The sequence below is a fragment of the Xanthomonas sp. 3307 genome (genome assembly GCF_014199735.1).
Taxonomy (GTDB): domain Bacteria; phylum Pseudomonadota; class Gammaproteobacteria; order Xanthomonadales; family Xanthomonadaceae; genus Xanthomonas_A; species Xanthomonas_A rydalmerensis.
This window is the reverse complement of sequence record NZ_JACHOG010000001.1, coordinates 983,059-1,009,106: the sequence shown is the minus strand read 5'-3', so window position 1 is coordinate 1,009,106 and position 26,048 is coordinate 983,059. Positions and strand designations below refer to the sequence as shown.

Genomic DNA, 26,048 nt, shown 5'->3' with positions numbered 1-26,048 from the left:
GCTGGCGGGCCGCCGGTTCTGCCGCAAGGCGTGAAGCGGGTTAAACTGCGCGGCTCGCCAATAGGCCGTCGGTTCCCAATGCTGCAGAAACTTCGCGAAAAGACCTCGGGCTGGATCGCCACCGCGATCATCGGCTTGTTGATGATTCCGTTCCTGTTCGTCATCGACAACAGCTACCTCGGTGGCGTCGGTGCCAACAATGTCGCCAAGGTGCAGGCGCCGCCGGCGTGGTGGTCGTCGGCGCCGACATGGTGGCCGGTGTCGCTGCTGTGGCAGCACCACGAAGTGAGCACGGAACAGTTCCGTACCCGCTTCGAGCAGGCGCGCATCCAGGCGCGCGAACAGCAGGGTGAGGATTTCGATCCGCGTGCGTTCGAAAGCATCGACAACAAGCGCAAGCTGCTCGATCAGCTGATCGACGAGCAGGTGGCGAAGCTGTCGGCCGAACGCGCCGGCGTGGTCATCGGCGATACCGCGGTGCGCGATTACATCAGCTCCATGCCTGCCTTCCAGAACGACGGCAAGTTCGATCCGGAGCGCTACCGCCTGGCCCTGGCCTCGGGCACGCCGCCGCGCACGCCGACCATGTTCCAGCAGCTGGTGCGCGACGCGCTGCAGCAGTCCGTGATCCCTTCCGGCATCGCGGAATCGGCGTTCGCCACCAAGCAGGAGACCGAGCGCCTGCTGAAGATGCTGGGCGAAACGCGCGACGTGGAGATGGCGCTGTTGCCGGAAATGCCGGCCGACACCGCACCGGTCAGCGACGCGCAGGTGCAGCAGTGGTACGACTCGCACAAGTCCGACTTCAAGCAGCCGGAAACCGTGACGATCGAGTACGTCGACCTCAATGCGGCCAACCTGCCGCCGGTCAAGCCGGCCGACGAGGCGACGCTGCGCAAGCGCTACGACGACGAGAAGGCGCGCTTCGTCGAGCCCGACCAGCGGCTGGCCTCGCACATCCTGATCAGCGCCGGCAAGGACGCGGCCTCGCAGAAGGCGGCCGAGGCCAAGGCGGCCAAGCTGGCGGCCGAGGCCAAGCAGCCCGGTGCCGATTTCGCCGCGCTGGCCCGCGCCAACTCCGACGACCCCGGTTCCAAGAACGCCGGCGGCGATCTGGGCTGGGTGGAGAAGGGCGTGATGGTCAAGCCGTTCGAGGATGCGCTGTTCGCGATGAAGCCCGGCGAGATCGTCGGTCCGGTGAAGAGCGAATTCGGCTATCACGTGATCCAGCTGCGCCAGGTCAAGGGTGGCGGCGGCAAGTCGTTCGAGCAGGTCCGCGATCAGCTCGCCAGCGAGCAACTGAAGGCCGACAGCGAGAAGGCCTTCAGCGAACTGAGCGGCAAGCTGGTGGACCTGGTCTACAAGAACCCGACCGCGCTGGCCTCGGCGGCGAAGGAAGTGGGCCTGCCGGTGCAGACGCTGGGGCCGTTCTCGCGCGCCACCGCCAGCGGCATCGCCGCACAGCCGGCGGTGCTGCGCGCCGCGTTCTCCGACACCCTGGTGCAGGACGGCACGGTCAGCGACCCGATCAACCTGGGGCCGAACCACAGCGTGCTGATCCGCGTGACCCAGCATCAGCCGGAGCAGATCCAGCCGCTGGCCAAGGTGCACGAGCAGGTGGTGGCCGCGGTGCATGCCGACCGCACCGCCAAGGCCGCCGCCGCCAAGGCCGACGCGCTGCTGGCGCGCTTGCGCAAGGGCGAGACCCTGCAGGCGCTGGCCGGCCCCGAAAAGCTTCAGATCAACCCGATGCCGGGGCTGCCGCGCAACGTGCCGATGCCGAGCGCGCAGGCCAGCCAGGCGATCTTCAGCGCGCCGCAGCCGGCCGACGGCAAGCCGTCGGTGGGCAAGGTGGAACTGCCTGCGGCGCCGGGCACCGTGGGCAAGCGCTATGCGCTGTTCGCGGTGACCAAGGTGACGCCGGGCGACCTGAGCAAGGTGCCGGCCGAGCAGCGGACCATGTTCCAGCAGCAGCTGGCGCGGATCGAGGGCGAGGCCGATGCCAAGGCCTACGTCGATGCGATGCGCAAGCACTTCAAGATCAGCGTGCAGGAGTCGCAGCTGTAACGGCTGCGCGCCGTCGAAGCACGATGTCACGCAACAGGCCCGGCAATGCCGGGCCTGTTGCGTTTCAGGCGTCATCGAGGTGTGCGTGTCGCCACGGGAGAGGTGCGCAGCCTTGGCGCGCAAGTGCATCGCGCGCCGGCAGGCTTGGCAGTGCCACGACTGGGCGGCAGGCGCGGTACGTCGCGACCTTCGCCTCGTGCGCATGCTGAGCGCGCTGGGGCGATCGAGGCAGACATGCTGGCCGTGGGGCAGTGCGCGGTTGCCGCAGGCCCTGGACGCGGTGATACGCCTGTCTTGCAGGCGCTTACGTTGGTCGCAGGTGCTCATTCGGGTTGGGAACGAGTGATCAGGTCATCCCGCGGCGTGGCTGCACGGCCGTCGGCGCTGCGGCACGTCGTGGACGTCGTCCCGCCGCGGCGGGAGCGCGTCAGTCCTCGTAGCTCAGCACCATGCCGGGACGCAGCACGCTGCGCGCGGACAGGCCGTTCTTCATCAGCAGCGCCTGCACGGTGATGCCGTAGCGCTTGGCGATGTTCCAGGCGGTGTCGCCATCGCGCACGGTGTGGGTGTGGCGCGAGCGTGCGCCGGCGCGCGTGGCGCGTTTCGGCGCGGGGCTGTCGTCGGTGCTGGCCACGGTGGCGACGACCGGCGCGTCGTCCTGCACCGGCGGCGCGGTGTCCTGGGCCAGCACGGGGCCGCCGAGGCTGCGCGGCGCCAGTACCGGCAGCGCACGCTTGGTGCTGCGGCCACTGCCCAGCGCCGGGTTCAGCCGTGCGAGTTGGTTGCCCTGCAGCGCCTGGCGCCGTGCCCATTCGTCCAGCGCCATGCCGGCGGGCAGGGTCTGTGCCTGCAGGATCGGCACGTCGCGGTCCAGCGAGGCCATCCATTCGTCGCGGGTCTGCGCCTGTTCCAGCACGCAGGCCAGCGCGTGCAGCTTCTCGACATAGGCGTAGGTGACCGAGGACAGCCCGGGCAGCTTGTCCGGCTGCGCGTTCTGCGCGTTCATGCCGGCGCGGCGCATCGACTGCAGCACGCGGTACTCGCCGGCGTTGTAGGCCATGATCGCCAGGCGCCAGTCGCCGCCGAACATGCCGTGCAGGGTCTTCAGGTAGCGCACCGCGGCGCGGGTGGAGTCCACCGCGGACAGGCGGCCGTCGTAGCCGCTCTCCACCGGGACATCGTGGTTGCGCGCGGTGCCGGGGATGAACTGCCACAGGCCGGCGGGGCCGCCGCTGTTGCGGGCGCCTGGGCGGTAGCCGCTCTCCACGAACGGGATCAGCGCGAACTCGGTCGGCAGGTTGGCCGCGCGCAGTTCGTCGACCACGTAGCCGAACAGTGGCAGCACGTCCTCGTCCTCGTCGGCCAGACGCGACGGCGCGCGCGAGAATTGCTGCTGCCAGCGCGCATCGGTGGCGCCGGCGTCGCAGCGCGCGTCGGCCAGGCCATCGCGGAAGCGGGCGAGGATGTCGTGCCCGTTACGGGTGGTCGGTGGTGGCAGCGCCGCCGCGTCAGTGGGCAGGCCGTTCAGGCCGGCCACGGTCTGTTCGAGTGCCGCCGCAAGCGGGGTCGAGGCCGCCGCGGGGGGCGCCGCCGACGCCATCGCCAGCGTCAGCGCCGCCGTCAACGCCAGCGCCCTCATGCGCGGAAATCGTCTTTCCAGCGCCTCAATTCGGCGAAGACGTCCACCTCGTCGGACATCCCCCGGCCGAGCCGGGCGCCGATCGCCTGCTGGATCGCCGCAGAGGCGGTGCGCAGGAACGGATTGGTCGCCAGTTCGCTGGCGAGGGTGACGGGAACGGTGGGGCGGGCAGCGTGACGCATGGCCTGGGCTTCCTGATGGCGCTGCCGCAGGGCAGCGTTGGTGGGATCGACCGTGACGGCGAATGCCGCATTGGCCAAGGTGTATTCGTGTCCGCAGCAGACCAGCGTCTGGCCCGGAAGGGCGGACAGGCGCTGCAGCGAACCCAACATCTGGGAGGGCGTACCTTCGAACATGCGCCCACAGCCCAGGCTGAACAGCGTATCGCCGCTGAACAGGTGGCCCTGGCCGACATAGGCCAGGTGCGAGCGGGTATGGCCGGGGACGGCCAGGGTATCGAACTGCCAGTCCAGCACCTTCACGACATCGCCGTCGCCGACCCGCTGGCACGCGAATCCGGCGATCCGCGGGTCGTCCGGCGCGTACACCGGGATGTCCGGCCAGCGCTCGCGCAAGGCGGCGACGCCGCCGATATGGTCGTCGTGGTGGTGGGTGAGCAGGATGGCAGCGGGCTGCAGCCCTTGCGCCGCGGCTTCCAGCACTGGCTCGCTCTGGCCGGGATCGACCAGCAATGCACGCCCGTCGTCCGTGGCGATCGCCCAGATGTAGTTATCCTGGAATGCGGGCAGGGCGATCAGTCGCATAGAATTGGCACCATGCCTGCCGTGTCGCTCCCTCGTCAAGCCAACGTCTCATCCTGGTTTGATACAGCCGGGGCGCAGGCGCTGCTGCAGGCCGAGCAGCCGCTGATCCTCGACGCCCTGCTCAAGCGCCCCGCGCAGCCTTGGCTGTGGCTGGCGCCGGTACCGCTGCCGCCGCCGTCGCGCGAGGTTCCGGGCAGGGGCGTGCGCCTGCACCGCAGCGCGCGCGGCTATGCCGGCGACCTGGTGTGCACGCTGCCGCTGCCGCTGCCGTCTGAGAGCGTCAACGCCATCGTCCTGCAACACGTGCTCGGCGCCGATGCGGCGGCGCTGCTGGAGGAATGCGAGCGCATCCTGATGCCGGGCGGTCGGTTGTGGCTGTTCGCGCTCAACGCGATGAGTCCGTACCGGCTGCGCTGGCGCCGCCAGGGCCTGGTGGCGCGCCCGCCGGGCAGCTGGCGCGGCCTGCTCGAACAGGTCGGCCTGCCGTGCGTGGAGCAGTTGCGCTATCTCGGGCCGGTATGGCCGACTCGCGGTGGTGTCGGCCCGGCCACGTCCACCGCACCGCTGCGCGCGGTCTGCCTGTTGCAGGCGGAGAAACGCACCGCCGCCGGCATCGGCCCCATCCCGTTGCGCGCGCCGGTCCGCTGGCGCGGCTCGGTCGCATCCATCTGAACACGGAGTTTCATGAAGACTGTCGACATCCATACCGATGGCGCCTGCCTCGGCAATCCCGGCCCCGGCGGCTGGGCCGCGCTGCTGCGCTACAAGGGACTGGAACGCGAGGTGGCCGGCGCCGAGGCGCACACCACCAACAACCGCATGGAGCTGATGGCCGCGATCATGGCCCTGGAAACGCTCAACGAGCCGTGCCAGATCGTGCTGCACACCGACTCGCAGTACGTGCGCCAGGGCATCACCGAATGGATGCCGGGCTGGGTGCGGCGGCAGTGGAAGACCGCTGGCGGCGATCCGGTCAAGAACCGCGACCTGTGGGAACGGCTGCACGCCGCGGCGCAGCGGCATACGATCGACTGGCGCTGGGTCAAGGGCCACAACGGCGATCCGGACAACGAGCGGGTCGACCAGTTGGCGCGCAACCAGGCCCTGCACGTGCGCGCCGGCGGCGCCGCGGTGGCGACCTGATCGTGTCTTCCTTTTCCGCTGCGAGTCCCATGCGCCAGATCATCCTCGATACCGAAACCACCGGCCTGGAATGGAAGAAGGGCAACCGCGTCGTCGAAATCGGCGCGGTGGAACTGCTCGAACGCCGCCCCAGCGGGCGCAACTTCCATCGTTATCTGCGCCCGGACTGCGATTTCGAGCCCGGCGCGCAGGAAGTCACCGGCCTGACCCTGGACTTCCTCGCCGACAAGCCGGAATTCCACGAGGTGGTCGACGAATTCCTGGAGTTCATCGACGGCGCCGAGCTGATCATCCACAATGCCTCGTTCGACCTGGGCTTTCTGGACTACGAACTGTCGCGGCTGGGCGAGTCCTACGGCCGCATCCTCGACCGCGCCACGGTGATCGACACCCTGCTGCTGGCGCGCGAGCGCTTCCCCGGCCAGCGCAATTCGCTGGACGCGCTGTGCAAGCGGCTGGGCGTGGACAACTCGCACCGGCAACTGCACGGCGCGCTGCTCGATGCGCAGATCCTCAGCGACGTGTACATCGCGCTGACCTCCGGTCAGGAGGAGATCGGTTTCGCCCTGGCCGAGGACGGCGCCGCGCGTACGGCAGCGCAGGGGCCGGCCTTCGACATGTCGATGCTGCTTCCGCGCCCGCGGGTGCTGCCGACGGCCTCGGAGCTTGAGGCGCACCAGGCGCGGCTGGAGAAGCTGCGCAAGAAGGCGGGCCGCGCGCTGTGGGACGACGCCGAGCCGGTCGCGGCGGAGGCAGTGGCCGGCTGAGGCCGCCTTGCGCGGGTGGCGCGTCTGCCACGCCGACCTGAGGATCTGGCTGGCTGCGCGCCAAACGTGTCATCGCTCAGGCGTGGACAGGCGGGCGGTTACTTCTTCGCGCTTCGATTCTAGAAGGCGTGCGCGGCAGGACGTCGTGCCCGGGACAGATGACGCGCCCTAGTGGCAGCGCACCAGGATCGCGGTGATGTTGTCCGAACCGCCTTCGTCGAGCGCGGCGGCGACCAGCATGTCCACGCATTCCTGCGCGCTGCAGTCGTCGTGGCCCAGCGCGTTGGCCAGTCCGGCATCGTCCACTTCCTCGGTCAGCCCGTCGCTGCACAGCAGCAGGCGCATGCCCGGGCGCAGCTCGCCGGTCATCGTGGCCACGTTCAAGTGCTGCGGATCGGTGACGCCCAGCGCCTGGGTGACGACGTTGCGGTGGGGATGCGCGCGGGCCTGCTCGGCGGTGAGTGCGCCCTGCGCGATCAGCTCCTGCACGTAGCTGTGGTCCTGGCTGAGCTGGGCCAGCTTGCCGTCGCGCCACAGGTAGGCGCGGCTGTCGCCGACCCAGGCCACCTCGAAGCGGTTGCCCTGCACCCGCGCCGCCACCACCGTGGTGCCCATCGGCAGGGTGTCGTTGCGGCGCTGCGAGGCGCGGATGATCTCCTCGTCGGCGATGCGGATGGCCTGCGCCAGCGCGGTGCCCCCGCGAACCTCGCGCACGATGGCCTCGCGCGCCAGGGCGCTGGCGACTTCGCCGCAGGCGTGGCCGCCCATGCCGTCGGCCACCAGCCACAGCCCCAGTTCGTGGTCGCCGTAATAGGTGTCCTCGTTGAGGTCGCGGCGCAGGCCGACGTGGGTGAGGTGTCCGAATTCGATCATTGCGCGCCTGCGGCCGGCCGGTGTTTTCTGGGGTCGAAGGGCATCATCGCGGTCGCGCGCGGATCAGGCAATCGCCGGGCGCGGCGCCACGCAGGCGGGATTCATCGCCCCGCGCCACGGGGGCGCTTGCGGGGCATCGGCGCCGGGCCGCTTGTCCGCGCGCGGCGGGAACCGTATGATGCACGCCCCCGGTCCGCCGGGGACCACCCGGGAAGGTGGCAGAGTGGTTGAATGTACCTGACTCGAAATCAGGCAGGCGTTTATAGCGCCTCGGGGGTTCGAATCCCCCCCTTCCCGCCAGTTCTCGCGTCTCGCGCTCCCGCGAGGTTGCGTCTCCAGGGGGCATAGACATGCCCCGTGCCGGACCGGCAAACGTCGCTGGCGATTCCAGCCGCGCTGCAGGCGCTGTGCCGTTACCCCATCGCATCCCCGCGCCGCGACCGAGCCGTCCAGGGTCCTCGGGCGGGCGGTCGACCACATGTGGCCATCGATGGATCGCCCCGTTCGTGCAGGTTCGATCGCAACAGGTCTTGCGCGTGGCGTGGACCCGCACTCCACCTCCGGTTGGGCCTGATCCCGCCTCACCGCGGGTGAGACCGGCCGCCAGGTCTGCCTGCGCAGGTGGACGCCCGCATCCCGAGGCGTCGCGCCTGCATCCGGCGCGTCGCAGGCGTTCCCGCCATGCGTTGGACAAGATCGTTCTCCCGGTTCATCCATCGTCCAGCGGTCGTGTTCGCATGCTGTCGCCCCCTGGTTTCGGCATTGGCGCAATGGACAGTCGGGTTGGCTTCGAGCGAGTGGATCGACGTGCCGATGCGTGTCCCGGCGTCACCAAGGTGGTGCCGCGCGCGCAGGCGATGAAAACGACGAACGCAGGTGGGCACCCAGGATCGCGTCGGTGCTTCTCCTCCATCGTGATGTGCATCCTGCTGTTTGCCGCGGTCGGCGCCACGGCCCCGCGCGGCGTTGCGGCGCCGATGCCGGACGCGCCGGCATCCGCGCGCGCGGCGCGGTTCGGACTCAGCGAACGCGCGGATGCCTATGTCGTCGACACTGGTGCGGGCCTGACCTTCGCCGTGCGGCGCATCGCCGGCCACAATGGGTTGCAGAGCGCGGGCGGTCTGTCCTCGCTGCGCTGGCATGGTGTCGAGTACCAGGATCCGGCCAAGGACAGCCACGTCAACTCGGGCTTCGCCGGCCTCTACGCGGACGCCGGGCCGGTCGCCGTCGAGGCGCGACAGCTCGATGCCGACACGATCCGGGTGACGGTGCGCTCGGGTGATCTGATCCATTACTACCTGGCCCGGCGCGGCGAGCCGCGCATCTACATGGCCGACCGCTTCAGCAGCGAACCGAAGCCCGGGCTGCTGCGCTTCGTCGTGCGCGTGCCCTGGGCGCTGCTCCCGCATGGCCCCGAACCGGCGGACCTGCACGGTACCGATCGCACCATCGAGGCGCATGACGTGTTTGCCCGTCCGGACGGGCAGACCCGCTCGAAACACTATTCCAACATGCGGCTGCTCGACTGGCGCTTCTTCGGCGCGACCGGTGCGCATGTCGGGATGTGGATGGTGCGCGATGACAACGAAGGCGGCTCCGGCGGCCCGTTCTACCGCAGCCTGCTGGACCAGGGCACCGTCGACCAGGAACTGACCTACATCGTCAATTACGGCGAAGGCCAGACCGAGCCGTTCCGGACTGGCATCCTCGAGGCCTACACGCTGGTCTTCACCGATGGCGCGCCGCCCGGGCCGGTCGATACCGCGTGGTTCGCCGGTGCGGGCCTGGACGGTTACGTCCCGCCGGCGGCACGTGGCGGGGTGGTCGGTACGGCGCGCGGCCTTGATCCCGCCTTTGCCTACACGGTGGGTTTCGCCTCGGCCCAGGCGCAGTACTGGACCGGTGCCGGCGCGGACGGGCGCTTCGAACGCAGCGGCATGCTGCCGGGCGTCTACCGGGTGACGCTCTACAAGAACGAACTGGCCGTCGCGCAGGGCGAGGCCACCGTGGCGGCAGGCCGTACCGTGGCCGCGGGGACGCTGCGCGCCGACGATCCGGACGCCGTGCCGGCGTTGTGGCGGATCGGGCGCTGGGACGGCTCGCCGCGCGAGTTCTTGAACGGCGACAAGGTGACGACCATGCACCCGTCGGACGTGCGCATGGCGAGCTGGCGGACCGCGCCGTTCACGGTTGGGGCGTCGTCAGCGGCGCAGGACTTTCCCGCGTATCAATGGCAGGACGTGAACAACGCACTGCACGTGCGCTTCGTCCTCGCGCGCATGCCGGCCGCGCCGCCGACGCTGCGGATCGGCATCACCACCGCCGCCTTTCATGGGCGCCCCGTGCCCGCGATCGGCGGTTGGCAGGCGGCGGTTCCCGCGGCGTCGCAGCAACCGACCTCGCGCACGTTGACGGTCGGCACCTATCGCGGCAACAACACCGTCTATCGCTTCGTCATCCCGTTGTCCGCGTTGAAGGTCGGGAGCAACGAGCTGACGTTGAGCGTCGCCAGCGGTCAGCACGGGCAGGGTTTCCTCAGTCCGGGCGTTTCGTACGATGCGATCGATCTGGTCCAGGAGAACGTACCTGCGGGCGTCGCTGCGGCGCGCTGACGTCCGTGCGCCGTTCCACTAGGTTGGTACGTAGCCGCGGCGCAGCGCCGACGCCGTCTTAAGGCAGAGCCGTTACACTTGCGCGACTTCTGTTTGTGGTGTCTGCCATGTCCGAAATCCTGGTGCCCGTATCCTTCGGCGAATTGCTCGACAAGATCGCCATCCTGCAGATCAAGTCCGAGCGCATCGGCGATGCCGAAAAGCTGGCCAACGTGCGCGCCGAGTTGTCGGCGCTGGAAAAGACCTGGATGGCACATCCGGCGGCCGGTGGGGACGTGGCGCGGTTGCGTGCGGAGTTGAAGGCGGTCAACGAGCGCCTGTGGGTCATCGAGGACGAGATCCGGATCAAGGAGAAGGCGCAGGCCTTCGACGAGGAGTTCATCAAGCTGGCGCGCAGCGTGTACTACGAAAACGACGAACGCGCGCGCCTCAAGAAGGAAATCAATCTGGCCCTGGGCTCCAGCTACGTGGAAGAGAAGTCCTACCAGGACTACCGCAACCCCTCGGCCTGAGGGCGGCGCCCGGGAGGCGTTGCCGTCTCCCGGATGCCGGACCACCGTCAGCCGCGCGCCACCACCAGGCCGGTCAGGCGCCGCACCAGCGGCAGCACCAGCAGCAAGGTGGGGAAGGCGACCAGCCAGGACAGCGCCCAGGCGCCGAGCCAGAGCGTGCCGACGCCGGGCGCCAGCCCGACGCTGCGCAGGGTGCTGATCATCGAGACGATGCAGGTCATCAGCACCGACAGCAGCAGCGGGGTCACCCAGGCGGCATGGCGCGGGGGCAGTTTGCGGGAAAACAGCGGGGAACGTGACATTGCGGACTCTCCGTAAGCCGGTCGATCGAAGGCGCCACCCGCCAACGGCCTGTCAGGCCCGGGCGGGAAACAGCCCCGGACGGATCCGGCGCAGTTGGCGCGTTGATTGACGTAAACGCTTACGGCGGCTCCTGCGGGCCGGGTCGGCGGCAGGACGCGCGGCGATGGTAGGGCGGCGCCGCGCGCGTCGCAATAGGACTCAGTGGCCGTGGTCGGCGCGGTAGCGCTCGAACGCGGCGATGGCGTCGTCCACCTCGATCAGCGCCATCACCCCGTCGAACTCGATCTTGCTGCCCCACTTCAGGCGCTCGGCCGGCTTGCCCAGGTACTTGCGCGCGGCCGCGTCGTACCTGTCCACGCAGTAGCGCAGGTCCGAATACGGGCCGCTGCGGCGCGGGTTGCTGGCCGCGTGCAGGCCCAGCACCTTGGCACCCATCGCGTTGGCGATGTGCATGGGGCCGGAGTCGGGGGTCAGTACCAGCGCTGCGCGCTGCAGCAGCGCCGGCAGTTGCTTGAGCGTGTCGCGGCCGACCAGGTCGAGCACCGGCGTGCGCGCTGCGGCGACGATGGCGTCGGCGGTGCTGCGTTCCAGATCGCTGCGGCCGCCGCACAACACCACGCGCCAGCCCTGTGTGGCCGCATGGTCGGCCAACGCGGCATAGCGCTCGGCATACCAGTTGCGGCGTTGGTGGCTGGAGCAGGGCGAGATCAGCAGTGCTGGGCGGCCGTCGTCGGGCCATTGCGCGCGCGCCCAGGCATGGGCGTCCTCGGGCACCGGCAGGTCCCAGCGCACCTCGGTCTGGCGCAGCCCCAGCGGCTCGCAGAAGCTGCCGATCGCATCCAGCACGTGGATGCCGGGGCGGTCCGGAATGCGTTCGTTGACGAACAGGCCATGCAGGTCCTTGGAGCGGCTGCGGTCGTAGCCGATGCGCCGGCGCGCCGGCACGAACGCCGACAGCACGTTGGCGCGCAATGCGACCTGCATCTGCAGCAGCGCGTCGAAGCCCTGCGCGGGCAGGTCACGGCGCAAGGCGCGCATGCCGGCCACGCCGCTGCGCTTGTCGTAGGTGTGGAACACCACGCCCGGCAAACCGTCCAGCAGCTTGTGCCCGGCCTTGTCGATGATCCAGTGCAGTGCCGGCGCCTGCGGCCAGGCGCGCTGCAAGGTCCGCACCAGCGGCACCACGTGGGTCACGTCCCCCAGCGCCGACAGGCGCAACAGGCACAACGAAGGGAGCGTTGCCGGCATGGTGTTGTTAGACTCGCTGGATGGTTGCATTCGACGCCACCGAAGCGCTGACGCCGTACCGCGAGGGCCGCGGTTACGGGGCCATTCTGTTCGACCGCGAGCGGCTGCGGCAAGCCGAACCGGCGCTGTTCTCCGCCGCCGCCTGGGCCGAACGCGCGCGCGCGGTGGATGCCGGCGGCCGTGGCGGCGCCTGGTTCGTCGATGCCCCGTTCGGCAGTTGTGTGCTGCGCCAGTACCGCCGCGGTGGGCTGGTCGCCAAGCTGGTCCGCGACCGCTACCTGTGGACCGGCGCCGACCGCACCCGTAGTTTCGCCGAGTTCCGGCTGATGCGTGCGCTGATCGCGCGCAAGCTGCCGGTGCCGCGACCGCTGGCGGCTTGCTATCTGCGCCAGGGGCTGCGCTACCGCGCGGCGATCCTGATGGAGCGATTGGAGGGCGTGCGCTCGCTGGCCGACTGCGCGCGCATCGCCGGCCGCGGCGCGCCGTGGGAGGAGGCGGGGCGGCTGATCGCGCGCTTCCATCGCGCCGGCCTCGACCACGCCGACCTCAATGCCCAGAACATCCTGTTCGACGGCAACAACCGCGGCTGGCTGATCGATTTCGATCGCGGCGTGCTACGCATTCCCAGCACCCGCTGGCGCGAGCGCAACCTCAAGCGGCTACGTCGTTCGCTGCTGAAGCTGCGCGGCGAACGCAGCGTCGATGCGGTGGAGAAGGACTACGCGCGTCTGCGCCGCGCCTACGACCTGGCCTGGGAGCGCGGTTGCTGATGACCGACTGGGCGCTGCGTTTCCAGGGCGTGGGCAACGCGTCGGCGGTGTCGCTTGGCTCGCCGATGGCCACCATCGAGCGCGATGGCCGGCCGTGGCTGACCATCGATTGCGGTGGTGAGGGGCTGACCGCCTACCAGGCGCACTACGGCGCGATGCCGCAGGCGCTGTTCGTCACCCATGTGCATCTGGACCATGTCGCTGGGTTCGAGCGACTGTTCGTGGACAGCTATTTCTCCGAGCGCCGCGGCAAGGTGCGGTTGTACGTGCCGGCGACGGTGGTGCCGCTGCTGCACCGCCGGGTGGCCGATTATCCGAACGTGCTGGCCGAGGGCGGCGCCAACTTCTGGGATGCGTTCCAGCTGATCGCGGTGGGCGATGCGTTCTGGCACGAGGGCATGCGCCTGGAGGTGTTCCCGGTGCGCCACCACTGGCCGGAGACCGCCTACGGCCTGCGCCTGCAGGGTGCGCTGGTGTGGAGCGGGGATACCCGGCCGATCCCGGAAATGCTGAACCGGTATGCCAACGACGGCGAACTGGTGGCCCACGACTGTGGTCTTCACGGCAACCCGTCGCATACTGGCGTGGACGATCTGGAGCGGGAGTATCCCGCCGAGCTGCTGCAACGGACCATGCTGTACCACTACGCCAGCACTGAGGATGCCGAAGCCCTGCGCAGGCGCGGGCACCGCGTGGCGCGCCCGGGCGAATGCGTGGCGCTGCCCGCGCCGCGCGCCGCGCAGGTGCCGCAGGTACCGTTGGGATGAACGCGCTGCCGCGCCTGCCGCTCGCGTCGGCGACGCCGGCGGACCGGCGCGGGCGACCGTTGCGCGACCTGCGCCTGTCGGTGATCGAGGCGTGCAACTTCCGCTGCGGCTACTGCATGCCGGCCGACAAGGTGCCGGACGATTACGGCTTCGACGCCGCATCGCGGCTGTCGTTCGCGCAACTCGAGACCCTGGCCCGCGCCTTCGTGCGCAACGGCGTCAACAAGTTGCGCCTGACCGGCGGCGAGCCGCTGCTGCGCCGCGATCTGCCCGAACTGGTGCGGCGGCTGGCGCGCATTCCCGGTGTGGACGACCTGGCCATGACCACCAACGGCGCGCTGCTGGCGCGGCACGCACAGGCCTTGCGCGAGGCCGGCCTGCGTCGGGTCACGGTCAGCCTGGACGCGATCGAGCCGGCGGTGTTCCGGAAGATGTCCGGCGACCGCGGCGAGATCGCGCAGGTGCTGGAGGGCATCGATGCGGCGGTCGCGGCCGGGCTGGGGCCGGTCAAGCTCAACTGCGTGGTCCAGCGCGGCATCAACGACGATCAGGCGCTGCCCTTGCTGGCGCATTTCCGCGGCAGCGGCCACGTGCTGCGCTTCATCGAATACATGGACGTGGGCACCTGCAACGCCTGGCGCCGCGAGCGGGTGGTGCCGGCCGCCGAACTGCGCGACCGCATCGCCGCGCGCTGGCCGCTGCAGGCGCTGGCGCCGCACTATCCCGGCGAGGTCGCCGCGCGCTATGCCTTCGCCGACGGCGGCGGCGAGATCGGCTTCGTGACCTCGGTCAGCACGCCGTTCTGCGGCGATTGCCACCGCGCCCGGGTGTCCGCCGATGGCCATCTCTACACCTGCCTGTTCGCGGGCGAAGGGACCGACCTGCGGCCGGCGCTGGCCGGCGGCGAGGAGGCGCTGGCCGAGCGCGTGCGCGCGCTGTGGGAACAGCGCGACGATCGCTACAGCGAACTGCGCGGTGCCGCGCAGGTCAGGCGTGGCAAGCATGTCGAAATGTTCCTGATCGGCGGTTGAGCGATGGACGCCGCGTTGCAACGCGCGCTGGTCGCGCTGGAGCTGGAATTGCTGGAGCCGGCGGTGCGGGCCTCGGCAGCGCGCGTGGCCGAACTGCTCGACGAGGCCTTCGTCGAGTTCGGCGCTTCCGGCCGCCACTTCGACAAGCCGGCGGTGCTGCACACGCTGTCGGCCGAATCGGGCGACGTCCGCTACCGCGCCTTCGACATCGAGGTGCAGTCGCTGGCGCCGGATCTTGCGCAAGTGCGTTACCGCAGCGAGCGCAGCGGCGGCGAGCCGCCGCGGCAGGCGCTGCGCAGTTCGCTGTGGCAGCGCCGTGACGGCCGATGGCGCATGCTGTTCCACCAAGGCACGCCGATCCCCGGCGGTGCCTGAAGATCGCGCCGTGGGAGCGGCAGCGCAGTCCATGACCAAGAAGACCACCGCCACGTCCGCGCGCGCCGCCGCGCCGGCGCTGACCCACCTGGACCCGCAGGGGCTGCCGACCATGGTCGATGTCTCCGCCAAGGCCGCCACCGCGCGCGTGGCGGTGGCGCAGGCGCAGGTGCGCTTTCCCGCCGCCGTGGCCGCGCAGTTGCGCGCCGATGCGCTGCGCAGCGCCAAGGGGGGTATCGTCGACACCGCGGTGATCGCCGGCACGATGGCGGTCAAGCGCACCCACGAACTGATTCCGTTCTGCCATCCGCTGCCGATCGACGGCTGCCGCTTCGCCATCGACTGGCGCTCGCCGCAGGTGCTGGGCATCGAGTGCACGGTGCGCACCGTGCACCGCACCGGCGTGGAGATGGAGGCGCTGACCGGCGCCAGCGTCGCCGCGCTGACTGTCTACGACATGTGCAAGGCGCTGACCCACGCGATGACCATCGGTCCGGTGCGGCTGGTCGGCAAGCGTGGCGGCAAGCGCGACGTCGGGAGCGTGGCATGAGCGCCTCGGTGACCGTGCTGTACTTCGCCAGCTTGCGCGAAGCCGCGGGCCTGGAGCGCGAACAGGTGCGCACCGATGCGCCCGACCTGCGCGCGCTGTACGCCGAACTCGATGCCCGGCATGGCTTGCGCTGGCCGCTGGATCGGTTGCGGGTGGCGGTGGACGGCGCCTTCGTCGGCTGGGACGAAGCGGTGCGCGACGGCAGCGAAGTGGTGTTCATCCCGCCGGTCTCGGGAGGCTGAGCCATGGCCACCGAACCGCGTTTCCGCCTGGCCGGCCAGCCGCTCGACATCGCCATGCTGCGCGCCCCGCTGGCGCACGCCCAGGCCGGCGCCTACGCCAGCTTCGAAGGCTGGGTGCGCGATCACAACGACGGCCGCGCGGTCGACGGCCTGCACTACGAGGCCTACGCCGCGCTGGCCGAGGCCGAGGGCCAGCGCATCGTCGACGAGGCGCTGGCCCGCTTCGCCGTCCTCGATCTGCGCTGCGTGCACCGCATCGGCGAACTGGCAATCGGCGATCTGGCGGTGTGGGTCGGCGTGGTCGCCGCGCACCGCGGTGCCGCGTTCGACGCCTGCCGCTACGTCATCGACGAGGTCAAGGCGCGCGTGCCGATCTGGAAGCGCGAACGTTATCGCGACGGCGATGCCGGCTGGTTGCATCCGGAGACGCAGGCGCGGCAACGCGAATAGCGGCGCACGATCATGCGTTGATCGCTGTCTTCGTAGGGAGGGGTGGTAACCCCGCCGGCTGACCTCGGCGCCCGCGTCGATCGATACCGTTGCTGCCTTCCGGCCCTGGCGGGGTTTTCGACCTAGCGTCGCGAGGGGCCGACGGGGCCACCATAGAGACGAAACCGCGCCGTGGCGCGGTCTTCCCTCCAATCGAAACGCGCTGCTTGCGGCAGAGGATTTCAGCGGGGAGGTGCATTCGGAGTTGCCGAAGAAGTAGGCGCGGTGCCCGGCTTCTTCAATTCCAGACGCGACAGGGCGTTCTTTGTTCCGCACTGCCGCGCGCATTGTAGCCGGTTGGTCTAGCTCCAGGCTAGTCTGCGCTGAGGTTGGCTAGCCGCGCAGTAGGATGGGGCGACGACAGGCAGAACTCGCCGCCTTACTCGGTTCAAACGCGGGTGTTCGGTCGAGAGGGCAGGCGCCTAACTGGCGCCTGCCCTTCATTCCGCGGCCTATCTAGGTGCGATCTTGGATAGCTCCATCTTTCAGGCCGGGTAGCTCTGGTTCGTACCGCCGACCAAGGTTCCACCTTCCAGCCCCAGTCCCAGGCTACGCTCGTTGGATGCGGTGCCGAGCGAGCTGTCTTGGAATGCAATGCCCCAGCGACAGTAATTGGCGCTCGCTGGGTTGTTGATCCCGCCACCCCATAGATTCCCATGCGAATGCACCATGGACGACGCGGAGCCGACGAAGCACCCCGATTGGGTTGTCAAGTCTCGATTCGTGCTGCCATCCGAGTTGTAGGCGGACACATGGTTGCCGAATATCGAAACGCCAACGGCGTGGTCGATATAGATAGGGCATCCCCTGTAGTACTGGAGGATATTGCTATTGATGGAGATTTGCCATCCGCCGGCAACGCCTTCGAATTGTTGTACCTTCACGAATCCAAGTTCGAAACCATAACCTACGCCTGTGTTGTGGTGAATGTTGATGAAATTCGGAACGCTGGAAGAATTCAGTGCTCTGATTAGGATGCTGTAGTTGAAGGACCCGTCGAGCATGTTGTCATGGATCTCTCCATGGGTCACGATGGACTTGGATTCAATCAAGATGCTGTTTTCGGCTTGTCCGCCGATGTAGTTGTCCGAGATGGTGAAACGCTCCGCGCTCCTGATCCTGATGCCGAAACGGATACCGGCATTCAATACCTTGGATACCGTTACGCCATTGGTGGTGACGTCGGTTGGTGCGCTGGGTCCGTAGCCTCCGATCCTGCAGTGCGAGATGTTGATATTGTCGTTGCGGGTTGAGTTGGAGGTGGTGTCCATGTAGATACCGCACTCGGTATCCTGCAATCCTTCGCGGTTGGCATCCCATATTCCATTGAAGTTGCAGCGATCGATCCAGACGTTGTATGTGTCGCGCATGTAGACGTTGTTGCGGTTTCCTTCGAACCAGCAGTCTGTTATGCGCACATTCTGGCCGCTGAGGATCTGCAGGTGCGATCCAGTCGTGTTCCTGTTGGTGACGCTGGTCGACGTGCCAGGATCATACGTATTGCCGTTGTTGAACGAGTAGTAATGCCAGAAGAATATTCCCGATACCGTGACATTGCCGGCGTTCGCGGAAGTGCTCCCGACTTGCAGGGTGTCGCCGTACGTGTCCGTCCTGAAGATCCTGCAATTCTCTGGTGTCGATCCTATCAGGTGTAGACCCGGGCGGGCGACAAGCGTTGCGCTGACTTTGTAAACGCCATCCGGGAGATACACCTTGTTGGATGCATCCAGGGCGCGTTGAAACGCGGCTGTGTCATCAGTGGTGCTGTCTCCAACTGCACCGAAGTCCCTGACGCTGACGAATTCAGTGAGCTTGTTCATGACGCTGCGCGTGACCGAGCCCGTACCTGCCTGATTGAACGTGACGTTGGATGCGTCGATTTCTGCCATAGGATTTTCCTTCAATGGGAGGGTGACCGAATGATTGAATGCTGAGCGATTTCTTGTTTTCTTCTCTTGGGAGGAGTTGGTGATCTGCCGTCTTCTCGTTCCAGGCTCGACTCATCGCTTTGCAATCAGATGAATGGCAAAGGGGCATCGTCTGTGGCGCGTTGCCAAGTGAGCTTGGGATTGCCATCTTGGCACCCACATCTCTCACAGCCTGAGACCGTATCGGCGGTCGTACTCTGCACTCATGCAAGGGAGGGCAAGAGGATGGGTTTAGGGAGGCAAGCGGATGTATGGAATGTGCAATGGAATATCCGTGCGCTGCCGGCGTCCGATGTTCCCAGCAGGCTTCTGCTTGGCTCAGCGGCAGCATGCGCTGTCAGCCTACGTTCGACCTCGCCGGCGGCAGACAGTTGGAAATGCGTCCAATGTGTGGGCGAGCCGTATCGGCGAATGCAGGGCAGAGGCGTTGTGATCGATGCCCAGCGGCCCGTGTCAATGCCACTCCGCAATGCAAAAAAAACCCCTGCATGGGCAGGGGTTCATTTACTTCAGAGAGGAGGGTTCACTCGACATCTGCGATGTCTTGACCTGCCGGCGACTTCGCCGCGCAGGTAGCTATGCCAGCTGTAGAACCCTAGGGCTCTCACCCCTCCCAGACGCCGGCAAACGCACGCGGCTGGGCCATCTCAACACTGCAATCTGGCGGAGAGAGGGGGATTCGAACCCCCGAAGCGCGGTTTAGACGCTTACACACTTTCCAGGCGTGCTCCTTCAACCACTCGGACACCTCTCCGGGTCTTGCGCGGGCCATGCGGTCCGGGCAAGGGCGGGAATTCTAGCCGTCATGGCGGCCGTTCACAAGGCGAACCACCGCCGTTGCGTGAACTGCGCTCATCTTCGCTTGTTCATCGTCGCAGGCAGCCCTGCGCCGAAGGCCGGCGCGCGTGACGGCGGCTGACCGGGCGACTGAACGATCGTGGTGGCCCGGCGTGGCACAATGGTGGTTCAGATGAAGACGGTCGCCTGATGTCCTATCTCGTTCTCGCCCGCAAGTGGCGCCCCAAGCGTTTCGCCGAGTTGGTGGGGCAGGAGCATGTGGTCCGCGCGCTCACCAACGCGCTGGACAGCGGCCGGGTGCACCACGCGTTCCTGTTCACCGGCACCCGCGGCGTCGGCAAGACCACCATCGCGCGCATCTTCGCCAAGTCGCTGAACTGCGAGCAGGGCACCAGCGCCGACCCGTGCGGCCAGTGCGCGGCCTGCCTGGACATCGATGCCGGCCGCTACATCGACCTGCTGGAGATCGACGCCGCGTCCAACACCGGCGTGGACGACGTGCGCGAGGTGATCGAGAACGCGCAGTACATGCCCTCGCGCGGCAAGTTCAAGGTCTACCTGATCGACGAAGTGCACATGCTCTCCAAGGCGGCGTTCAACGCGCTGCTGAAGACCCTGGAAGAGCCGCCGGAGCACGTGAAGTTCCTGCTCGCCACCACCGACCCGCAGAAGCTGCCGGTGACGGTGCTGTCGCGCTGCCTGCAGTTCAACCTCAAGCGCCTGGACGAGGAGCAGATCCAGGGGCAGATGACCAAGATCCTGGCCGCCGAGCAGATCGAGGTGGATGCCTCGGCGATCGTGCAACTGGCCAAGGCCGCCGACGGCAGCCTGCGCGACGGCCTGTCGCTGCTCGACCAGGCCATCGCCTACGCCGGCGGTGCGCTGCGCGACGACGTCGTGCGGACGATGCTGGGCACGGTCGACCGCACCCAGGTCGGGGCGATGCTGGACGCGCTGGCCGATGCCGATGGGCAGCGGCTGCTGCAGGTGGTGGCCGGCCTGGCAGAGTTCTCGCCCGACTGGGGTGGGGTGCTGGAGGCGCTGGCCGAGGCCCTGCACCGCATCCAGGTGCGGCAACTGGTGCCGGGCGCCGCCACGCCCGCGCTGGACGGCCTGGATCCGGCCCCGTTGGCCGAGCGCCTGCGGCCGGAGATCGTGCAGCTGTGGTACCAGATGGCGCTGAACGGGCGCCGCGACCTGTATCTGGCGCCGAGTCCGCGCGCCGGCTTCGAGATGGCGTTGCTGCGCATGCTGGCGTTCCGTCCGATGGGCGCCGCGGCGCTGCCGGCCGGCACCGCGACCGGTGCGGCGGCGCAGGGACATGGCAATGCCTCGGCAGCCGCGGCCAGCGCGCCTGCGGCGGCGATGGCGGCACCTGCTGCGGTGGCTGCCGCTGCCCCGTCGGCGCCCGTCGGCGCCGTGTCGGCACCGGTCCCCGCTGCGCCCGCGGCGGCTGCGCCCAGTGCGGCGGCGACTCCGCTGGATCCGCCGTGGGATCCGCCGGCGCCGCCGGTGGCACGCCCTGCGCCGTCCGCGCCAGTCACGGTACCGGCGCCAGCGGTCGCCCCGGCCGCGGCCGCCGAACCGGAGATGGCAATGGTGCCGCCGCTGGCGCAGACGCCGCGCACCCACGCCGCCGTGTCCGACACGCCGCGCGCGCTGCACAGCGCCGAGGACTGGCTGGAACTGGTCGCCGATTGCGGCCTGAATGGTCCGTCGCGCCAGCTCGCCGCCAATGCCGCCTTCGTCAGCCATGCCGAGGGCGTGCTGCGGCTGTCGCTGTCGCCGGGCTTCGAGTACCTGCAGTCGGAGCGTTCGCTCGGCGAACTGGCGGCGGCCCTGGCCGATGCGCTGGGGCAGCGGCCGAAGATCGTCATCGAAAGCGGCATCGCGGTCGATGCCGAAACCCTGCACGAGCGCTCGCACCGGCAACGCGGCGAGCGCCAGAACGCGGCCGAAACCGCGTTCATGAACGACCCGGCGGTGCAGGCGCTGATCCAGCAGCAAGGCGCGCGGGTCGTTCCCGATTCCATCCGTCCCTACGATGAGTGAACCACGATGCGCGGCAATATCGCCCAACTGATGCAACAGGCGCAGAAGATGCAGGAAAACCTGCAGCGCGCCCAGGAAGAACTGGCCCAACTGGAAGTCACCGGCAGCGCCGGCGGCGGCATGGTCACCGTGACCCTGACCGGCGCCAAGGAGTGCCGCAAGGTGCGGATCGATCCGAGCATCCTGGCCGACCAGGAAATGGCCGAGGATCTGATCGCCGCCGCCTTCAACGACGCCTCCAACAAGATCGACGCCGAGTCCAAGTCGCGCATGGGCGCGGCCACCGCCGGCATGCCGATCCCGCCGGGCATGAAGCTGCCTTTCTGAGGGCCCGGGATTCGGGAGTGGGGATTCGGGATTCGTGGGTTTCTCGCGAGCGCGCCGCATCACCTGCTTCGGTGCACTCCCCGCGTAGGAGCGGCTTCAGCCGCGATGGGCATTGCGGGTAACGCCCTCCGCAGCTGAAGCAGCTGCTACGCAATGTCCCGTTTTCACCGGATCGCTTGACAGCCACTTGGTGGTGGATAGCCCGCTGCAATTCCCAATCCCGAATCCCCAATCCAGAATCCCCAACCGCAATGAGCTCGCCGCTGCTCGAACAACTGATCGATGCGTTCCGCGTGCTGCCTGGCGTTGGCCAGAAGACCGCGCAGCGCATGGCCTATCACGTGCTTGAGCGCGAGCGCGAAGGCGGGCAGCGCCTGGCCGAGCGGTTGCACGAGGCGATCGAACGCATCGGCCATTGCGCGCAGTGCCGCGATTTCAGCGAGACCGAACTCTGTGCGATCTGCGCCAGTCCCGCCCGCGACCGCCAGCAGCTGTGCGCGGTGGAATCGCCGGCCGACCGGCTGGCGATCGAGCACGCCACCGGCTACCGCGGCCTGTACTTCATCCTGCAGGGCAGGCTGTCGCCGCTGGATGGCATCGGGCCGCGCGAGCTGGGCCTGGATCGGCTGGCCGCGCGGCTGGCGCAGGGCGAGGTCGCCGAGCTGATCATCGCCACCAACTCCACGGTCGAAGGCGAGGCCACCGCGCATTACCTGGCGCAACTGGCGCGCCAGCACGGCGTGCGGCCGAGCCGGCTGGCGCAGGGTCTGCCGCTGGGCGGAGAGCTGGAGTATGTGGATCGCGGCACGCTGTCGCATGCCTTTGGCAGCCGCAGCGAAGTACCGCGCGCCGACGCCGGCGAGTAACCGCCGCACGCGGCTGCGGCGCAACGTCGAATTGGGCTATAACGACGGCCCCTTCTTTCGTTCCGGGCGCGCTCCATGGACACCATCTTCGGCAAGATCATCCGTCGCGAAATTCCCGCCAGCATCGTCTACGAGGACGACGCCGTGCTCGGCTTCAAGGACATCGCGCCGCAGGCGCCGGTGCATGTGCTCTTCATCCCCAAGCAGGTGGAGATTCCGACCCTGGACGACCTGGCGCCGGAGCAGGCGACCCTGGTCGGCCGGCTGGTGCTGGCCGCGGCCAGCTATGCGCGCGAGCAGGGCCTGGCCCAGGATGGCTACCGGGTGGTGATCAACTGCCGCGAGCACGCCGGGCAGACCGTGTTCCATCTGCACCTGCATCTGCTCGCCGGCGCGCCGCTGGGGCGCTTCGGCACGCCCTGAGTCGCGCGGCTGGCGCCAACCGGCAGGCATAAAAAAACGCCGCTGGATCAGCGGCGTTCTTCGTTGCGGTGAACGCGGCAGGCTTACCACCAGCCCCAGCGCGGACCCCACGGGCCCCAGCCCGGGCCCCACGGGCCGTACGGGTAGGCGGGCACCACTTCGACCTGGCGCACCACCGGCCACAGGTAGACCACGTCCGCGTCCATCTTCGGCAGGCGGTAGTCGTACTCGCCGATGCGGGTGTTGTCGTAGCCGGACACATGGCCGATGAAGGTCACTTCGCGGCCGGGCTCGAACACCGCCGGGTCGTAGAAGCCGGCGCGGCAGGCGATGAAGCGGCCATCGCTGGCGTCGGCCGAACTGCTGTCCGGACGGCCGCTGGCATTGAGCGGGCGCGACAGCATCTGGAAGCAGGTCTGGCCCTGGCCGGGCGTGGTCTTGATGATCTTGCCGCCCCATCGCACCGGCGCGCCGGCCTGCTGGCCGGCGACCGAATCGCGCGGGCTGACCGGCGCGAACTGGCCTTGCAGTGGCTTGGGAGCGGTGGCGCAGGCGCCGAGCGCCAACGCAGCGATCACGGGGAACAGCAGGCGAATCTTCATCGGGATGCTCCAGTGGGCGGACGGTGCCTGCGCAGGTCGCGCAACAATGAAGCGCTGTCCGAATCAGCGCCAGCGTAGCGCGCATCGGCGAAACGCCGGCTGAGCGAAATCAGCGTCGCATCGCCGGTTTCCTGCTGCACGCGCGCGGCCCACGCCAATGCCGGTTCGTGCGGCGCGCGGCCCTGGCCGCGCTTGGCGTAGCGCCGGCTCAGGCCGCGCCAGGCACGCAGCAAGGGATCGCGCTCGCGCTCGCCGCGGGCCAGCCACCATGCCATCGCACCCAGCAGCAGGGCCGCCAACCCGGCGAACAGCGCCACCAGCTGGCCGGGCTCCAACTTCGCCACGCCGAACTGGCTGAGCAGGCGCTGCTGGCGGTTGGCGTCGAAGGACAGCACCAGGTCGTTCCAGCCGCGCCGCGCCCAGTCGGCGAGGTCGCGCAAGCGCCAGTCGGCGTTGCCGCCCTGGGCGCCGGCGCCGTTGCCCAGCCGGTCCTCCAGGGTGTCGTAGATGCGTTCCGGCGCCACTGCCGCGGTCGGGTCCACGCGCACCCAGCCGCGTTGCGGCAGCCACACCTCGGCCCAGGCGTGCGCGTCCATGCGTCGCACCACCCAGTAGTCGCCGAACGGGTTGCGGGTGCCGCCGGCATAGCCGGTGACCACGCGTGCGGGAATGCCGGCGCCGCGCATCAGCACCACGAACGCCGAGCTGAAGTGTTCGCAGAACCCGGCCTTCTGCCGGAACAGGAACTCGTCCACGCCGTCGCGGCCGGGCAGCGGCGTCTGCAGGGTGTAGGCGAAGTCGCGGCGGATCCATTGCAGGGCGCGGGCGACGATCGCCGCGTCGTCGGCGCCGGCCTGCTGCCGCCATTGCCGGGCCAGCGCCAGGGTACGCGGGTTGTAGCCCGGCGGCAGCGCCAGTGCGCGTTGCCGCTGCGCCGGGTCGAGATCGGCCTCGACCCGTTGCGGCGGCGCCGAGCGCAGCCGCCAGCGGGTCAGCGCACTGAGCGGGCGCTCGGTCTGCAGCACCGCGTCGGCGCTGAGCCGGGTACCGGCCGGCGCCTGCAGCGGCAGGTCCAGCGCGACCAGTTGTCGGCGGTCGGTCGGCTCCACTTCGAGTTGGTAGTCCCAGCCGCCCGGCGCGAACTGCACCGCCGGTGCCGGCGCCCAGGCGTTGCCGCGTTGCGCGCGCCAGGTGCGGCCGTCGAAATCCCACAGCACCGGGCCGCGCCAGTAGCGCTGCGCCGGTGCCGGCACCGGGCCGAAGAACTGCACGCGCAGCGCCGGGGTGTCGTCGGCCATCAGGTCCAGCCATTGCCCCGGGCTCATCGTGTCCGACAGGCCGGGACGGCCCATGGCGCGCTCCGGAACGCCCCACAGCGGCGAGCCCAGTCGCGGGAACAGCCAGAACGCGGCCAGCGCCAGCGGCAGGCCCAGCGCCAGCAGACGGCCGACGCCGCGCAGTTGTCCGCGCAGCGGGCGGCGTGCGCTGTGTCCTTCCTGATCGGCCAGGCGCTGCATGCACAGCAGCGCCGCGATCACCGCGGCCAGCCCCAGCGCCATCGTCACCGGGCCCTGGTCGAGCAGGAAGGCGGCGAACGGCGCGAACAGGGCGAAGCCGAGCAGGCTGCGCGCATCGCGCAGGCTCTTCAGTTCCGAGGGCTTGATCGCCAGCATCGCCGCCAGCAGCGCGCAGCCGGTATCGCGGCCGAAGCGCAGGCCGACCTGCCAGTACAACGCTGCGAGCATCACCGCGACCAGGGCCAGGCGCAGCAGTGCCGGCATCGGCCGCCACGCCGAACTGGCGCCGATCAGCAGCGCCGACAGCGCGATCAGCCAGGCCAGCGTGCCGGGCAACTGCAGCAGCAGCGGCAGCAAGGCCAGCAGCGCCGCGCCCAGTGCCCAGGCGCGGCTGGCGGCGTGCAGCGCGGGCGAGCGCGGCTCAGCCATGCGGCAGCAGCGCCAGCGCGCGCAGGCACAGATGCCGGTGCTGCGGGCCGCGGCCCGGCCCCAGCGCCGGCTGCCCCGGCAATAACAGGCGGTAGCGGCGACCGTCGCGTTCGGCGTCCTCGACCCAGCGTGCCAGCCGCGCGATGCGGCGCTCATGCGGCAAGGTCGGCAATGTGCGCCAGTCCAGCACCACGTCCACCCCGATCGGGCGTTCGTACTCGCGCACCAGCAGGGTGTCGCGGCGCGCGGAATGCTTCCAGGCGATCGCCCGCGGCGCGTCGCCGGCGCGGTAGGGACGCAACTGGTGCAATTCCTCGCCGAGTGCGTGCAGCCGGGTCTGGGTCGGGGTGCCGGCGCCGGCCGGCAGCGGCGGGCCATCGGCTTCCGGTTGCGGGTAGACCAGCAGCGGGGTGTCCGGCCAGAACCAGGCCCAGGCGCGCAGCAGGCCCAGCGGCTGGGTGGTGGAGACCTGGATGCGCTGCAGGTCGAGCCAGCCGCGGCGCTCGGTGGGCACCTCCAGGTCGGCCTCGTTGCGGTCGTCGCGGTGCAGGTCCAGATAGGTGTGCGCGGCGCCGTGGCGCACGCGCAGGCCGCGCCGGCGGCGGCCGTCGGCGGTGGCCAGCGCCAGCCGCAGGCGCAGCGGCTGACCGGCGGCGACCGGCTCGGCCGACAGCGCCTCCAGGCGCAGCCCGGACAACTGCAGGTGGGCGACGATGGCGCTGGCCATCGCCGCTGCGCCGAGCAGCATCGCCAGCAGCAGCGCCGGGTTGTTGTTGTAGTTCAGCGCGCCGAGCAGCATCGCCGCCAGCAGCAGCGCCATGAAGCCGCCGAACGGCGTCGGCAGGATGTAGATGCGGCGCCGGTCCAACTGCATCGGCAGGGCTTCCGGCGCGCGCGGCGCGGCCAACTGCGCCAGTCGCTGCCGCCAGTCGCGCCGCCCGCCCGGCATCGGCG

Annotated in this window: 26 protein-coding genes, 2 tRNA genes and 1 other RNA gene; 18 read left to right on the top strand and 11 right to left on the bottom strand. The window is 69.3% G+C overall.

Annotated elements, in window-relative coordinates; all coding sequences use genetic code 11:
• Nucleotides 1–78: 78 nt before the first annotated feature.
• A complete protein-coding gene (locus GGR64_RS04290) occupies nucleotides 79–2,067 on the top strand; it encodes a peptidylprolyl isomerase (protein ID WP_184644117.1) in 1,989 nt (662 codons plus the stop codon).
• A 427-nt stretch (nucleotides 2,068–2,494) separates the two neighbouring features.
• Here GGR64_RS04290 and GGR64_RS04285 read toward each other — a convergent pair whose 3' ends face one another.
• Both GGR64_RS04285 and gloB read right to left on the bottom strand, forming a co-directional pair.
• A complete protein-coding gene (locus tag GGR64_RS04285) occupies nucleotides 2,495–3,706 on the bottom strand; it encodes a lytic transglycosylase domain-containing protein (protein WP_184644115.1) in 1,212 nt (403 codons plus the stop codon).
• The gene (gloB, locus tag GGR64_RS04280) at nucleotides 3,703–4,470 is read right to left on the bottom strand and encodes a hydroxyacylglutathione hydrolase (protein WP_184644113.1); all 768 of its coding nucleotides are present in this window, start codon (nucleotides 4,468–4,470) and stop codon (nucleotides 3,703–3,705) included. The genes GGR64_RS04285 and gloB overlap by 4 nt, the downstream gene beginning before the upstream one ends.
• Before the next feature lie 12 nt (nucleotides 4,471–4,482).
• On the opposite strand from gloB, the gene GGR64_RS04275 reads away from it, so the two are divergent.
• From GGR64_RS04275 to dnaQ, 3 genes are read left to right on the top strand one after another with little or no spacing between them, the layout of a single operon-like run.
• Nucleotides 4,483–5,142: a hypothetical protein gene (locus GGR64_RS04275; RefSeq protein WP_184448238.1), complete on the top strand. Its 660-nt coding sequence runs from the start codon at nucleotides 4,483–4,485 to the stop codon at nucleotides 5,140–5,142.
• A 12-nt stretch (nucleotides 5,143–5,154) separates the two neighbouring features.
• A complete protein-coding gene (rnhA, locus tag GGR64_RS04270) occupies nucleotides 5,155–5,613 on the top strand; it encodes a ribonuclease HI (protein ID WP_017907823.1) in 459 nt (152 codons plus the stop codon).
• Nucleotides 5,614–5,642: 29 nt separating this feature from the next.
• Nucleotides 5,643–6,380: a DNA polymerase III subunit epsilon gene (gene dnaQ / locus GGR64_RS04265; protein ID WP_184448236.1), complete on the top strand. Its 738-nt coding sequence runs from the start codon at nucleotides 5,643–5,645 to the stop codon at nucleotides 6,378–6,380.
• Between the two features lie 168 nt (nucleotides 6,381–6,548).
• On the opposite strand, the gene GGR64_RS04260 is transcribed toward dnaQ, so the two are convergent.
• The gene (locus tag GGR64_RS04260) at nucleotides 6,549–7,253 is read right to left on the bottom strand and encodes a protein phosphatase 2C domain-containing protein (RefSeq protein ID WP_017907821.1); all 705 of its coding nucleotides are present in this window, start codon (nucleotides 7,251–7,253) and stop codon (nucleotides 6,549–6,551) included.
• 209 nt (nucleotides 7,254–7,462) lie between these two features.
• On the opposite strand from GGR64_RS04260, the gene GGR64_RS04255 reads away from it, so the two are divergent.
• The 3 genes from GGR64_RS04255 to GGR64_RS04245 all read left to right on the top strand — a co-directional run bounded on the left by GGR64_RS04255 (nucleotide 7,463) and on the right by GGR64_RS04245 (nucleotide 10,377).
• A tRNA-Ser gene (locus tag GGR64_RS04255) sits at nucleotides 7,463–7,553 on the top strand.
• 437 nt (nucleotides 7,554–7,990) lie between these two features.
• Nucleotides 7,991–9,865, top strand: coding sequence for a rhamnogalacturonan lyase B N-terminal domain-containing protein (locus GGR64_RS04250; protein ID WP_260302772.1), 1,875 nt, complete (start codon nucleotides 7,991–7,993; stop codon nucleotides 9,863–9,865).
• A 107-nt stretch (nucleotides 9,866–9,972) separates the two neighbouring features.
• Entirely contained in the window at nucleotides 9,973–10,377 is a 405-nt protein-coding gene (locus GGR64_RS04245) for a DUF6165 family protein (protein ID WP_160966197.1), read from the top strand.
• A 47-nt stretch (nucleotides 10,378–10,424) separates the two neighbouring features.
• On the opposite strand, the gene GGR64_RS04240 is transcribed toward GGR64_RS04245, so the two are convergent.
• The gene (locus GGR64_RS04240) at nucleotides 10,425–10,679 is read right to left on the bottom strand and encodes a DUF2798 domain-containing protein (RefSeq protein WP_160966199.1); all 255 of its coding nucleotides are present in this window, start codon (nucleotides 10,677–10,679) and stop codon (nucleotides 10,425–10,427) included.
• Nucleotides 10,680–10,878: 199 nt separating this feature from the next.
• Nucleotides 10,879–11,928, bottom strand: coding sequence for a glycosyltransferase family 9 protein (locus GGR64_RS04235; protein ID WP_184644110.1), 1,050 nt, complete (start codon nucleotides 11,926–11,928; stop codon nucleotides 10,879–10,881).
• A 20-nt stretch (nucleotides 11,929–11,948) separates the two neighbouring features.
• Here GGR64_RS04235 and GGR64_RS04230 point away from each other — a divergent pair, with 20 nt between their 5' ends.
• From GGR64_RS04230 to GGR64_RS04200, 7 genes are read left to right on the top strand one after another with little or no spacing between them, the layout of a single operon-like run.
• A complete protein-coding gene (locus GGR64_RS04230) occupies nucleotides 11,949–12,698 on the top strand; it encodes a 3-deoxy-D-manno-octulosonic acid kinase (protein ID WP_184644108.1) in 750 nt (249 codons plus the stop codon).
• A complete protein-coding gene (locus GGR64_RS04225) occupies nucleotides 12,698–13,465 on the top strand; it encodes an MBL fold metallo-hydrolase (protein WP_184644106.1) in 768 nt (255 codons plus the stop codon). The genes GGR64_RS04230 and GGR64_RS04225 overlap by 1 nt, the downstream gene beginning before the upstream one ends.
• Nucleotides 13,462–14,496 carry a GTP 3',8-cyclase MoaA gene (gene moaA / locus GGR64_RS04220; RefSeq protein ID WP_184644104.1) on the top strand — a complete coding sequence of 345 codons (1,035 nt, stop codon included), beginning with the start codon at nucleotides 13,462–13,464 and terminating at the stop codon, nucleotides 14,494–14,496. The genes GGR64_RS04225 and moaA overlap by 4 nt, the downstream gene beginning before the upstream one ends.
• 3 nt (nucleotides 14,497–14,499) lie before the next feature.
• Entirely contained in the window at nucleotides 14,500–14,871 is a 372-nt protein-coding gene (locus tag GGR64_RS04215) for a DUF4440 domain-containing protein (RefSeq protein ID WP_184644102.1), read from the top strand.
• A 31-nt stretch (nucleotides 14,872–14,902) separates the two neighbouring features.
• Nucleotides 14,903–15,421, top strand: coding sequence for a cyclic pyranopterin monophosphate synthase MoaC (moaC, locus tag GGR64_RS04210; protein WP_184644100.1), 519 nt, complete (start codon nucleotides 14,903–14,905; stop codon nucleotides 15,419–15,421).
• Nucleotides 15,418–15,663: a MoaD/ThiS family protein gene (locus GGR64_RS04205; RefSeq protein ID WP_160966213.1), complete on the top strand. Its 246-nt coding sequence runs from the start codon at nucleotides 15,418–15,420 to the stop codon at nucleotides 15,661–15,663. Before moaC ends, GGR64_RS04205 begins: the two co-directional genes overlap by 4 nt.
• Before the next feature lie 3 nt (nucleotides 15,664–15,666).
• On the top strand, nucleotides 15,667–16,113 hold the full coding sequence (locus tag GGR64_RS04200; RefSeq protein WP_184644098.1) for a molybdenum cofactor biosynthesis protein MoaE: 447 nt from the start codon (nucleotides 15,667–15,669) through the stop codon (nucleotides 16,111–16,113).
• Between the two features lie 48 nt (nucleotides 16,114–16,161).
• On the opposite strand, the gene ffs is transcribed toward GGR64_RS04200, so the two are convergent.
• From ffs to GGR64_RS04185, 3 genes are all read right to left on the bottom strand, one after another.
• Nucleotides 16,162–16,258, bottom strand: an RNA gene (ffs, locus tag GGR64_RS04195) — signal recognition particle sRNA small type.
• Between the two features lie 379 nt (nucleotides 16,259–16,637).
• Entirely contained in the window at nucleotides 16,638–18,041 is a 1,404-nt protein-coding gene (locus GGR64_RS04190; protein WP_184644096.1) for a glycosyl hydrolase family 28-related protein, read from the bottom strand.
• A 700-nt stretch (nucleotides 18,042–18,741) separates the two neighbouring features.
• Nucleotides 18,742–18,834 (bottom strand) — tRNA-Ser (locus GGR64_RS04185).
• A 233-nt stretch (nucleotides 18,835–19,067) separates the two neighbouring features.
• On the opposite strand from GGR64_RS04185, the gene dnaX reads away from it, so the two are divergent.
• From dnaX to GGR64_RS04165, 4 genes are all read left to right on the top strand, one after another.
• On the top strand, nucleotides 19,068–20,930 hold the full coding sequence (dnaX, locus tag GGR64_RS04180; protein WP_184644094.1) for a DNA polymerase III subunit gamma/tau: 1,863 nt from the start codon (nucleotides 19,068–19,070) through the stop codon (nucleotides 20,928–20,930).
• Between the two features lie 6 nt (nucleotides 20,931–20,936).
• The gene (locus tag GGR64_RS04175) at nucleotides 20,937–21,257 is read left to right on the top strand and encodes a YbaB/EbfC family nucleoid-associated protein (RefSeq protein ID WP_184644092.1); all 321 of its coding nucleotides are present in this window, start codon (nucleotides 20,937–20,939) and stop codon (nucleotides 21,255–21,257) included.
• Nucleotides 21,258–21,508: 251 nt separating this feature from the next.
• The gene (gene recR, locus GGR64_RS04170) at nucleotides 21,509–22,123 is read left to right on the top strand and encodes a recombination mediator RecR (RefSeq protein ID WP_184644090.1); all 615 of its coding nucleotides are present in this window, start codon (nucleotides 21,509–21,511) and stop codon (nucleotides 22,121–22,123) included.
• Between the two features lie 75 nt (nucleotides 22,124–22,198).
• Nucleotides 22,199–22,546: a histidine triad nucleotide-binding protein gene (locus GGR64_RS04165; RefSeq protein ID WP_010342491.1), complete on the top strand. Its 348-nt coding sequence runs from the start codon at nucleotides 22,199–22,201 to the stop codon at nucleotides 22,544–22,546.
• Nucleotides 22,547–22,629: 83 nt separating this feature from the next.
• On the opposite strand, the gene GGR64_RS04160 is transcribed toward GGR64_RS04165, so the two are convergent.
• From GGR64_RS04160 to GGR64_RS04150, 3 genes are read right to left on the bottom strand one after another with little or no spacing between them, the layout of a single operon-like run.
• Entirely contained in the window at nucleotides 22,630–23,148 is a 519-nt protein-coding gene (locus GGR64_RS04160) for a Slp family lipoprotein (RefSeq protein ID WP_160966223.1), read from the bottom strand.
• Nucleotides 23,145–25,094 carry a DUF3488 and transglutaminase-like domain-containing protein gene (locus GGR64_RS04155; RefSeq protein WP_184644088.1) on the bottom strand — a complete coding sequence of 650 codons (1,950 nt, stop codon included), beginning with the start codon at nucleotides 25,092–25,094 and terminating at the stop codon, nucleotides 23,145–23,147. Before GGR64_RS04155 ends, GGR64_RS04160 begins: the two co-directional genes overlap by 4 nt.
• Nucleotides 25,087–26,043 carry a DUF58 domain-containing protein gene (locus GGR64_RS04150; protein WP_184644086.1) on the bottom strand — a complete coding sequence of 319 codons (957 nt, stop codon included), beginning with the start codon at nucleotides 26,041–26,043 and terminating at the stop codon, nucleotides 25,087–25,089. The genes GGR64_RS04155 and GGR64_RS04150 overlap by 8 nt, the downstream gene beginning before the upstream one ends.
• Nucleotides 26,044–26,048: the final 5 nt, after the last annotated feature.